The 11,047-nt window shown below is 47.1% G+C and carries 9 protein-coding genes; 4 read left to right on the top strand and 5 right to left on the bottom strand.

Translation table 11 applies throughout. From position 1 onward, the window contains the following. A partial coding sequence (locus WBA23_RS00385; RefSeq protein WP_424580247.1) for a SusC/RagA family TonB-linked outer membrane protein occupies nucleotides 1-1,402 on the bottom strand: 1,402 nt, incomplete at its 3' end. A gap of 329 nt (nucleotides 1,403-1,731) precedes the next feature. Beyond that, nucleotides 1,732-3,087, bottom strand: a complete 1,356-nt coding sequence (locus tag WBA23_RS00380) for a vanadium-dependent haloperoxidase (protein WP_424580246.1) — start codon at nucleotides 3,085-3,087, stop codon at nucleotides 1,732-1,734. Nucleotides 3,088-3,370: 283 nt separating this feature from the next. Here WBA23_RS00380 and atpD point away from each other — a divergent pair, with 283 nt between their 5' ends. Then, a complete protein-coding gene (atpD, locus tag WBA23_RS00375; protein WP_424580245.1) occupies nucleotides 3,371-4,876 on the top strand; it encodes a F0F1 ATP synthase subunit beta in 1,506 nt (501 codons plus the stop codon). Nucleotides 4,877-4,952: 76 nt separating this feature from the next. Continuing rightward, nucleotides 4,953-5,201 carry an ATP synthase F1 subunit epsilon gene (gene atpC, locus WBA23_RS00370; protein ID WP_424580244.1) on the top strand — a complete coding sequence of 83 codons (249 nt, stop codon included), beginning with the start codon at nucleotides 4,953-4,955 and terminating at the stop codon, nucleotides 5,199-5,201. 30 nt (nucleotides 5,202-5,231) lie between these two features. Here the strand turns inward: atpC and WBA23_RS00365 are convergent, their stop codons facing one another. From WBA23_RS00365 to WBA23_RS00355, 3 genes are all read right to left on the bottom strand, one after another. Then, nucleotides 5,232-5,660 carry a hypothetical protein gene (locus WBA23_RS00365; protein WP_424580243.1) on the bottom strand — a complete coding sequence of 143 codons (429 nt, stop codon included), beginning with the start codon at nucleotides 5,658-5,660 and terminating at the stop codon, nucleotides 5,232-5,234. A gap of 114 nt (nucleotides 5,661-5,774) precedes the next feature. Then, nucleotides 5,775-6,098 (bottom strand): DUF6787 family protein, encoded by a 324-nt coding sequence (locus tag WBA23_RS00360; RefSeq protein ID WP_424580242.1) that lies wholly within the window; start codon nucleotides 6,096-6,098, stop codon nucleotides 5,775-5,777. Nucleotides 6,099-6,117: 19 nt separating this feature from the next. Further along, entirely contained in the window at nucleotides 6,118-6,861 is a 744-nt protein-coding gene (locus tag WBA23_RS00355; RefSeq protein ID WP_424580241.1) for an RluA family pseudouridine synthase, read from the bottom strand. 203 nt (nucleotides 6,862-7,064) lie between these two features. Here WBA23_RS00355 and WBA23_RS00350 point away from each other — a divergent pair, with 203 nt between their 5' ends. Together WBA23_RS00350 and WBA23_RS00345 are read left to right on the top strand one after the other, a co-directional pair. Beyond that, nucleotides 7,065-8,636, top strand: a complete 1,572-nt coding sequence (locus WBA23_RS00350; protein ID WP_424580240.1) for a tetratricopeptide repeat protein — start codon at nucleotides 7,065-7,067, stop codon at nucleotides 8,634-8,636. 207 nt (nucleotides 8,637-8,843) lie between these two features. Beyond that, nucleotides 8,844-11,047, top strand: a 2,204-nt coding sequence (locus WBA23_RS00345) for a TonB-dependent receptor (protein ID WP_424580239.1), incomplete at its 3' end; no start/stop codon positions are given.

Below are 11,047 nucleotides of genomic sequence, written 5' to 3'. Positions count from 1 at the left end.
CGGCTAACCCGTTTCTGTCTCTTCCCTGAAAGAAGGCAAACTTAGAATAGTAGAAACCTCCTGCTAGGTTGTCGCGCTGCTGACTGTAGCGAGCCAAAAACCGTAGTCCATCAATTGGTTCGTACTCAGCCTGTAGATTATAGTTGATATTATTGTTTTGAGACGATAAATCCGTTTGCTCAATAATTGCTACTGGGTTGAAGTAGTCAAACAATAATTGTTGATAATATCCTCCAAAAGTAGCGAAAGCAGGATCGTTACTACGTATTGGTTGGGTGGGGTTGGATATGGTAGCATAACGGAAGGCTACATCTAGTGGACTATCGTCGCCGTAAGTACCATCAGAATCCCGAGTAGTAGCGGACAAGTTCAGGGTTAATCGCAATCGATCATCTAGTGCTCGCTGGGTCAAATTAAGTCGGGCATTTAACTGATCAAAGCCAGTGGCCCGGGCAACTCCCTGAATATCTCGGTAGTTGATAGACGCTCGGTAGGTCGTTTGTTCGGTACCTCCCGAAAGACCTACGTTGTGTACGTGAGAAACAGCGTTTCGGGTCAACTCATCAAACCAATTCGTCTCAGTACCCAGGTCAGTCCCAATTCCCAACTCTCTGAATTCCTGAGCATCCATTACCTGCACCGTACGGGCAGTGTTTTCTAAAGTAGCGTAGCCACTGTAGTCTACTACCATTCGCCCAGCTTTACCTGTTTTAGTGGTTACCAAAATTACCCCACTAGCTCCTCGCGAACCGTAGATGGCCGCGGCCGATGCATCCTTTAGGATGTCTATCGTCTCAATGTCGTTCGGGTCAACGCTGTTTAAATCAGCACCTAACACCCCATCAATAATTACAAGCGGATCGCTATTTTCCCCTAAGGTAGACATCCCCCGCAGCCGAACGTTGAACCCTTGGTTGGGATTTGCTCCAGGGCGGGAAACGATTAGTCCAGCTACTTTACCTTGCAATAATTGGTTAGCATCGTTAATGTTACCTTTGTTAAATTCTTCGGAACTGATACTGGTGACCGCCGAAGTGATCTCCTTTTTTTCTTGAGTACCGTAACCTACTACGACAATCTCCTCTAGTGCTTGAACATCCTCAACCATCACTACATCAAAGGTAGTTTGACTTCCAATCTCAATTTCTTGGTTGGAGTATCCGATGGAAGAAAAAACTAAGGTAGTTGCTCCTTCAGGAACCGACAAGCGGAAGTTTCCATCTAGGTCAGTGACCGTACCAGTACTGGTACCTTTAACAAGCACATTCACACCAGGAAGTGCTCCTTCAGCATCGGATGTTATAGTACCCGAAACTGTTCTTTCCTGGGCCCACGCTGCGCTGCTCCAAAGCACCGCAAACGTCACCGACAGGACGTAAGTAAAATTTGTAAAAATTCTCATAAGCAATTAGAAGTATTAATAAATAGTAAAAAACCAACCATAAAGGTGGTTGTTAGTTTAGAATTCTCGTAAATATCTTAAGAATATTTTAAAAAACAATAGAGGGTAGGGGGGGTATTAGAAGTAACACTGGCGACAATTACCAACTTTTTTTGCTGTAAAGACCGTTTGCTGCTAATAAACACTGATATTTTTATGTATAAGGATAGCAGAATTTTTCCTAAACAAAATAGCATCTAGTCGACTTAAATCGGTTGCATAAATTGAACTAGCTGACAAAGATGGAATGGGACTACTATCTTTGGGTTAGGTACTGCCAACTTGAGTTGCTACTTTCCGGCTAACTGATCTTTCTTTCGGGTGCTAATATTGCTTACAACGAACTCACCCACCTGGCGACCTTGCGCTACTCCGTTATCAATAGCAGGCATGTAGTGAATGCCTCCGTACAACCGACTGATGGCAGCCTCTTCGGAAGCCTGTCGAAACGAAATAAACTCCCGGGGAGGCAACCCGTACGCTACCTCGGTAGAGTCTACGTAGGCGAAAGGCTCGCCGTACAGTTCAGTCAATGCGGTAGCCGCAGAAGCAGAAATAACACTGTGGCCACTAGTGTATTCGGGAAAAGGTGGAGTTTGCAGTAGCGGCATCCAGTCTTCATCAAAATGCTGATTGATCACGGTTTCGGGGCGGATCAGGCTACTGCGGTATTTTTCGTCCCAGCAACTGATAAATCCATCAAACAGGGCGATAGAAGTGAGCGCGTAGGTTTCCAGGGACCGCATTAGATTGGCCTCCGACTGCTGGGCGGCTATCTTCGCAATTCCGATCCAGTGCCCCCCGGGCGTAATCTTTTTGGTGGCAAACATCACGTGCCCCTGGTGGTGAGAAACGTAAGGATTGCAGTCCCAAAAACTAGCGATCTCGGCTTGCTCTTCGTCCAGGTTGTTAGTAGTCTCGTATACTTCCATCACTTCTTTAAGGAACTGACTACCTTCTTCCATCGAGAAAGGCGAAGGCGGAGCAGGAACAAACTGATTGGCTGAATCAATGACAAACGGGCGAATGCTGCTCCAGTGGGGTTCAATACCGTCCATATAATCAGGCGGAGTAGGTTGCCATCGGCCCGGGGCATCGTTCACGGTAAACTTAGGGAAAGAACGCGACTGCTTGTAGTTATCTTGACTAGACCAATCTATAATGTGCTGAGCTACTTGCTCTCCGTAGGTTATAGAGTTGTTATACATCTCTTCAGGGAAAGCATCTTTAAATTGCGCATACAGTTCCTCCTGATGTTCTTCAATCCGGTCTTCGGAAAAAATGAAATTCTTACCCGTGGTAATGAATGCATGAATACTGGCTAACGGCAACGATATAAGCTGGGCAGTATCCGGGGCAGGAACTGGTTGCAAGCCATTGAGCTGCCCAGCGAATGACTGGTATTCCGGATACTGAGGCAAGAGCGTTTCATAAGCAGCAATACTAGGGTAAGCATAAATACGACTAGCTACGGGCGGTGAGAATATGTCGTATACAATCACATCCGTAAGCTTTTGCATAGACGCATGAATAAATGTAGGATCATCAGCCACAAAGTTCTGATCTACTTCTTTCTGACAAGATAAGGCAACCAATCCTAATATAACTACTAGCAACTGACTTGTGATGGGTACTCTCAATAGCATACTCTAAACTTATTGGGTTATTAAAATAAGCAGCAGTTCGCTTTATGCTAAGTGCTTCTGCTGTAGTGGACATAACAACAATCTACCACTCAGAAGTTTCTCAGTTTAGTAAGTTAGGCAGTTAAGTACAACATTAGGTTTTTAGGGTGTTCGGGTTATTGTTATACCTGAACACTCAAATACATTGGCACAACTTTCTACCTTCCTTCATTGCAATACCGCTACAGATGCGCTATTTTTGCCACCGCTTAATTCAACGCACATTCTTTAATAGTACATATTCATGGCAAATACTGGAAAAATTGTTCAGGTAATTGGCCCGGTGGTCGATGTTAGCTTCGATGCCAATGATGCCAAATTACCTAATATTCTTGACGCCCTTACCATTGCCCGGCCCGACGGAACCAAATTGGTGCTGGAAGTACAGCAGCATTTAGGCGAAGACCGGGTACGGACAATCGCGATGGAAGCTACCGAAGGGTTGGTACGCGGTACCGAAGTAGTAGATACCGGTCAGCCAATTAAGATGCCAACCAGTGATGAGATTCGAGGGCGCTTATTCAACGTAGTGGGCGAGGCTATCGACGGACTTCCTCAGCCCGACGGTGGGAAAGGTCGGCCTATCCACAATCCTCCGCCTAAGTTCGAGGATCTTTCTACTTCTGAAGAACTTCTATTCACTGGAATCAAAGTAATTGACTTGCTAGAGCCTTACTCTAAAGGTGGTAAGGTTGGTTTGTTCGGTGGTGCCGGAGTAGGGAAAACGGTACTGATTCAGGAGCTGATTAACAATATTGCCAAAGCTTATTCTGGATTTTCGGTATTTGCCGGAGTGGGGGAGCGTACCCGCGAGGGAAATGACTTATTGCGTGAATTTATTGAAGCCGACATCATCAAGTACGGTGAAGAATTTCAGCACTCAATGGAAGAAGGTGGCTGGGATTTGAGTAAAGTAGATATGACTTCGCTGAAGGAATCACAAGCTACGCTGATCTTCGGTCAGATGAACGAACCTCCCGGAGCCCGCGCTCGCGTCGCTCTATCGGGATTAAGTGTAGCCGAGTACTTCCGCGATGGTGACGGACAGGGCCAGGGCCGGGATATCCTGTTCTTTATTGACAATATTTTCCGGTTTACTCAGGCCGGTTCAGAAGTATCGGCGCTATTGGGTCGGATGCCTTCGGCGGTAGGGTACCAGCCTACGCTAGCTACCGAAATGGGAGCGATGCAGGAGCGAATTACTTCTACCCGCAACGGTTCTATTACCTCGGTACAGGCGGTATACGTACCGGCGGATGACTTGACGGACCCGGCTCCGGCTACGACTTTTGCTCACCTCGATGCTACGACCGTACTTTCGCGGAAACTGGCCGAGATTGGTATTTACCCGGCGGTAGACCCCCTCGATTCTACTTCTCGAATTTTATCAGCTGATATTGTGGGAGATGAGCACTACGACACCGCTCAACGCGTGAAAAACATCTTGCAGCGCTACAAAGAGCTTCAGGATATTATCGCTATTTTGGGTATGGACGAACTGTCGGAAGAAGATAAGCAGGTGGTACACCGCGCTCGTCGGGTTCAGCGATTCTTATCGCAGCCGTTCTTCGTGGCCGAGCAGTTTACTGGCCTTAAAGGAGTGCTGGTAGATATCAAGGATACTATTAAAGGTTTTAACCAGATTATGGACGGTGAGTACGATCACCTGCCGGAATCAGCCTTCAACCTGGTAGGAACCATCGATGATGCGGTCGCCAAGGGTGAGAGACTTATGGCAGAAGCGAAGTAATTATTAGGTTTTGGGTTTTAGGGATTAGGTTTCAGATTCCTAATCCCTAAAACCCAAATCCCAAGACCCAAAATCAATGCAACTAACAATCATTACTCCTGATCAGGAAGTTTTTGAGGGCGAAGTAGAATCGGCTACCTTTCCGGGTAGCGACGGCTCGTTTCAGGTACTGCGCAACCATGCGCCGCTGGTAAGCTCGTTAGGAACGGGCGAGATTGAATACCGAGGTAGTGCTGGGGAAGGTACGGTGACTGTAGAAGGAGGAGTCGTGGAGGTGCTAAACAATGCGATTACCGTACTGGCCGAGCGGGTGATCAGTGAGTAGCCAACGTGTAGTGTAACTCTTTCTGCGTTTTCAAATATTTAATCTTACAGTGTCGTTCTCTGACAGTAGGAATACGTGACAGCAATTGTATCCTACGGTATAAGTCTCATTCACAATCACTTTGTCGCTAACCATACCTTTAAAAAGAAACTTACTGCCGCCGACCTCAATAAACTGAGCATCATTATCGGAAAAGATAATGTATCTGCCACTATTTCTATCTGTTTCGCTCGGGATATTCTCATCATAATAGTTATCACCATTAACACTAAAATGATCCAGAGCAATAGGATTGCTGTCTTGATCTTTTAAATATATAGGTATGAAAGCTAAGTTGCTAGTACAAAGCCTTGGTTGGTTGTCATATCTGCACCGATCAACAGCAGAAATTTCACTTCCTTCATCTTCAGTACAAGAAATACATATCAGAACGGCAACTAGAGCCACAATAATAGTCATGTTCATTTTTAACTGTATTATATTATTGTAGACACTTATTTGCAGCCAATGGTTGTTCCTCATTATATCAATGAGACGCTAACTTATCTATTGAAACAATTCGTAAGAATCTGCTTACTTAGCTTTCCCTTTGGTGAGGGCACCCAGTTTTTTAAACCGGCTTAGCATTTTCTTCTCAAAATTCCAGAAGAAACGGAACTGACCAAAAATGAAACCGTAAGTCAGCAGCAGTATTTGGTAAGCGGGAAGAATAGTCAATAGGTAGAAAGGGACCCGAATCCAGGCGGAAGTTTCGGAAGTGATGCCTGCCAGATCAAACAGCGGCTGTTTGATGAATAGCACCGAAAATCCCGTGCAGGCAAACACAATGAGAATAACAATTACTTGCCCTACACTATTCACCTCCCAACGGGCTTTAAGTTTTTCTATCCACTTCATACGAAGGTATCAACCGTAACTACCCTTGTTTCGTTTCCTCAACTGAAGCGAAGGGTTGCCAGAGATCAAGCGACGGCACATCTGCCCGAAAACTCATCGGTTCCCGCTTCACGGGATGAACGAATGATAGCTGTCGGGCATGCAAGCCAATGCTAGCATCCGCATTGGGCGCTGCGAAACCGTACTTTACATCACCTACAATCGGGCAGCCCATTGCCGCTAACTGCACCCGAATCTGGTGCGACCGCCCCGTAATCGGCTTCACTTCCAACAAATATATTCTTTCCCCATTTGGTAAAAGAGCCGCCGTGGAACGGGGCGAAGGGGAATTTTTATTCACAAGCAAACGATACAACAACTCTGCTTGCTTACTGTCCTTCTTTTCGGAATGAAAAGCGGTTACTTTATTCTTTGCTGAATCTTTAATAAGCCAGTGGATTAGGGTAGCCTCCGGCTGAGGAGGTGGAGTTTGTACCAATGCCCAATAGGTTTTGGTTACCTGCCGGGTTTTGAATAGCTGGTTCATTCGGGCTAACGCCTTGGAGGTTCGAGCCATTGCTACCACTCCGCTCACCGGCCGGTCGAGCCGATGCACTACTCCCAAGAATACCGCCCCCGGTTTATCGTACTTTTTCTTCAGATAGTCTTTCCCCCAATCCGCCAACGTTTGGTCACCGGTACGATCGCCCTGCACCAGCCATCCGGCGGGTTTGCTCACAATGAGTAAATGATTGTCTTCGTACAGAACAGTGGGGTCTAGCATACGTGGCAAAGTATAAAAATGAAATGGTGATACCCATATTACACTATCTGCTGGGCTTTGTTCGGATGAAAGGGTCTCTCGTGGGCACTTTGCCAACTTTGTGGATATTGACCGTAAACTTACCGTAGATTAAGGATATGTTAAGAATGCTAATTGGCCACTATTTTAATAGTGGAATCCCGTAAATTGATTGGCAAAAAAAGATGCGCGGTAGATATAAACTGGTTTGGTTGTTCTTGACGGTTACTTTGCTAGGAGCGCAGCCCGCTCAAAACCCTAATAAACAAAGCTTAGCTCAGGAAGCCCGAGCTCACCTGGAAACCCGCCCCGACTACGCTTTTGAACTAGCCAAAAAAGCGCAGGAATACGGAAGATTGAACAGTCTGCCTCACCTACAAGCTGAAGGCAATTTGCTATTGGGCAAACTGTTTTCTAATCAATCAGCGTACAACCAAGCTCTGGCGCACCTACTCAATTGTCTGGAGCTTCTAGAAACCCTGGATCATCCTAGCTTACAGGCCGAAGCCTACAATGAACTGGGTAAACTATACCATTATCTGCGTCGCCACGAAAAGGTGCTACCTACCCATCAGCAAGCAGTCCGCTTGTACCAAATGCTGGAAGACACCGCCGGATTAGCCGAAACCTACGGATACATTGGGCATTACTACGAAAAGCAGGGAAACTATGATTCGGCAGCGGCGCTTCAGCAACGGGCACTAGCCATTTTACCAACCAACGATTATCCGGCACTCGCTGCTAAAATATTCTCGCACGTTGGCAGTATTTACGAAGACTTACAGGACTATCCGGCAGCCGAAGACTACTTTCTTCAGAGTTTAGCATTGAATGACTCCGTACAGCATCCTGGCCAGCGCATAGCGTTACTAAACAATCTAGGCGATGTAACCTTCCAACAGAAAAGATATCTGGAAGCCGAGGACTGGCTGCTTCGGGCGTTAGCACTAGCGCAACGAAAATCTGATAATTACCAGCTTCGCAGTGCATTGCGCGACCTGGGCCAACTATACGCCGCCCAGGGGCAGTACGATCGGGCCTACACATTTTTGGATAGCTCAGTTACGTATTTTAAGAAAATATACAGTGAAGACGGACTGAAGCAAGCGGCCAACTTAGAAGCATTTTTTGAAGCCGAGAAGAAGGAGCGGGAAATTCGCTTGTTGGAGAAAGATCGTAAAATCAATCGCCTAATAATTAGCCTCATTTTGGCGGGAATGATCAGCTCGATCGTCATTGGAGGGCTACTGGTTCACCGGCAGCGAAGCCAGATGCGCCAAAAACAAGTACTCTTCGCAACCCAGGAGGAATATATGAAAGCCCAACTGGAAAATAAAAGCCGTTCACTAACCAACTACTCCCTGCATTTGATTGAGAAGAACCAGTTTCTGCAACAGCTACAAGCACAGTTGAAAACCCTAAGTCGGCCCGAAGCTACTCCCCCCAAGCGAAAGCTGCACTCGCTTAGTCAGGATATTGATACCAACTTATCGCCGGAGAAAGGATGGGAAAATTTCCGGCAAACGTTTGAAGCAGCTTACCCTGATTTTTTCCGTTTACTTAGCCAACAAAACGCTCGGCTTACCCATGCTGACCTTAAGCTAGCTGCTCTAATGAAAATGCATTTTGAGTCTAAAGAAATTGCGGGCATTCTAGGCATTTCTACCGACAGCCTGCGAGTGGCTCGTTATCGGCTACGCAAAAAATTAGCCCTGGATAAGAAAACCCAACTCGCGGCTTTCCTACATTCCCTGTAGCTTCATACGGAGTTAACAAAAGCGTAACATTATTTTAACATCCCGCAAGTACCTGATTTTCAGTCGCTATGAACGATCTCAACTACGGCTGTTGCTATTCTGTTAACGCTTTGCCCCGCCATTGTTGCTTTATTGTTGACGGTATTTGCTTGAGAGTAGTCATTGTAAAAGTCAGTTTGCGACCATACGCAATTCAATCTATCTGCAATGAGAACCATACTATCATTTATCTTTTGCACCCTGTTGTTAGCACCCGCTTTGGCTCAGAAGGGTATTATCCGGGGTACTATTCAAGACCAGCAAAGCGATGAGCGCCTATCGGGAGCTACGGTCAGTATTAACGGGGGCACTTACGGAACGGCGGCTAACCTTCAGGGAAACTTCACGCTGAACCTACCGGCCGATACCTACGATCTAACCATTCGGTACTTAGGCTACAATGACACTACGGTGCAGGTTGAAGTTAGGGCAGGTGAAACCACTAACGTTGATATTGATCTACGAAGCAGTGCTACGGAGCTGAGCGGACTTACCATACAGGGGATGCTTCAGGGACAGGCGCAAGCACTTAATCAGCAGAAATCGGCTGATAACATTAAAAATATTGTAGCTGCCGACCAGATCGGACGTTTCCCCGACCCTAACGCCGCCGAAGCTCTTCAGCGTATACCCGGAGTAAACATTGAGCGCGATCAGGGGGAAGGCCGCTACGTACTGGTACGCGGATTAGCCCCTCAATTTACCAATATCAGCGTTAACGGGGAGCAAATTCCCTCACCCGAAGCCGACGTGCGCTTCGTGGCCCTAGACGCAATTCCTTCCGACCAACTTTCCTCCTTAGAAGTGACCAAGGCCCTTACCCCGGACATGGACGGCGATGCCATCGGTGGAAATGTCAATCTGGTAACCAGGGTAGCCGAAAGTAGTGACCCTACCATCAGAGCCTCGCTGGTAGGCGGGTACAATAATTTGATGCAACGTCCTAACCTACAGGGTTCGGCCCAGTATGGCCAGCGGTTTGGTGAGCGCGAACAATTAGGCGTACTGCTTAATACCAGCTTCTATAACAATAACTTGGGGTCAGACAATTGGGAGCGTGAGCCCTTTGATAACGAATTAGAACTGCGCGACTATGAGCTAACCCGTACCCGATTTGGTTTGAGCAGTAGTTTTGACTACGCCTTTTCGCCCAACCACGAGATTTACTTGCGGGCCCTCTACACACGTTTTACCGATCGAGAATGGCGCCGACGTTACGTATTTGTACCAGATGACGAAGAAATAGGTAAGCTTACTAAAGACCGCTTTGAAGCTCAGTCGGTAGCCAGTGTGAACTTGGGTGGGCGCCATACCTTTCCGGGTATTACTGTAGAATATGAAGCCCAGTATTCCTACGGCGAGCAGGATACGCCCTACGATTACGAAAGTGAATTTGTGGCGGAGATCGCCAGTACGCTGGACTTCTCGGACCGGGAGTACGCCGCCTTTGATGCGCCGGGCTACCTGGATAATGCTAACTACGAATTCAATGAGATAGAAATAGGGAACACCCTAGCGCAGGACCAGAACCTGACGGCGAAAATCAATTTCAGCGTACCCTACGATGATAGCCGGGGAATGGTGAAGTTTGGTGCTAAAGTTCGGTTTAAAAACAAGTCGTTTACCATCACCCAGGAAGTGTACGGCGGAAGAACGGATATTCCTACTCTGGATAATTTTACCGGGGGCCTGCTGGATGATAATTTTGTAGGAGGACGTTACCAACTCTCTGCTCCTTTGGAACTCGGTCGCTTTTTGCGCTACTTCAACGATAACTTAGAGCGGTTTGAGTTGGAAGTGGAAGACAAAGCTATTGACGAAGCCCTGGAAGCTTTTGACGCTACCGAAAACGTGTACGCTGGCTACCTGATGGCCCGACACCAGTTTGATAAGCTCACCGTACTGGGTGGTTTACGCTACGAGTACACCGATGTGCGCTACGAATCACGAGATGTGGTGATCGGGTCGGATGGCGACCTACAGGAAATTTTACCGGTCACTGGGGAGTCGGACTACGATTTTCTGTTGCCTCAGATCCACTTCAAGTATGCCATAAGCGAACTAGCTAACTTGCGGGCCGCGCTGACGTACTCCTACGCCCGCCCCAATTTTATAGAGATCGTCCCGTCTCAGGAGGCTAATCTGGAAGATAACGAAGCCACCGTGGGCAACCCCGGACTCTCGCCAGTGGGTGCCATGAATATAGACGTACTGGCCGAACGCTACTTCGGTAACGTAGGAATTCTTTCGGGCGGATTTTTCTACAAGCGATTAGATGACTTTATCTACCCTAGAGTACTGTTCAACAGTCAGTATCCACTGCTAGGTACTCCGGTGGCTACGGGCATCCGCGTAACTCAATCGCAAAATGG

Origin of the sequence: Tunicatimonas sp. (genome assembly GCF_049647865.1) — a bacterium.
Taxonomy (GTDB): domain Bacteria; phylum Bacteroidota; class Bacteroidia; order Cytophagales; family Cyclobacteriaceae; genus Tunicatimonas.
This window is presented reverse-complemented; position numbering and strand designations above follow the sequence as displayed.

What these genes read in the sequence shown, in the direction of transcription:
- WBA23_RS00380 (WP_424580246.1), bottom strand. Translation starts at nt 3,087, where the DNA reads ATGCTATTGAGAGTACCCATCACAAGTCAGTTGCTAGTAGTTATATTA.
- atpD (WP_424580245.1), top strand. Translation starts at nt 3,371, where the DNA reads ATGGCAAATACTGGAAAAATTGTTCAGGTAATTGGCCCGGTGGTCGAT.
- atpC (WP_424580244.1), top strand. Translation starts at nt 4,953, where the DNA reads ATGCAACTAACAATCATTACTCCTGATCAGGAAGTTTTTGAGGGCGAA.
- WBA23_RS00365 (WP_424580243.1), bottom strand. Translation starts at nt 5,660, where the DNA reads ATGACTATTATTGTGGCTCTAGTTGCCGTTCTGATATGTATTTCTTGT.
- WBA23_RS00360 (WP_424580242.1), bottom strand. Translation starts at nt 6,098, where the DNA reads ATGAAGTGGATAGAAAAACTTAAAGCCCGTTGGGAGGTGAATAGTGTA.
- WBA23_RS00355 (WP_424580241.1), bottom strand. Translation starts at nt 6,861, where the DNA reads ATGCTAGACCCCACTGTTCTGTACGAAGACAATCATTTACTCATTGTG.
- WBA23_RS00350 (WP_424580240.1), top strand. Translation starts at nt 7,065, where the DNA reads ATGCGCGGTAGATATAAACTGGTTTGGTTGTTCTTGACGGTTACTTTG.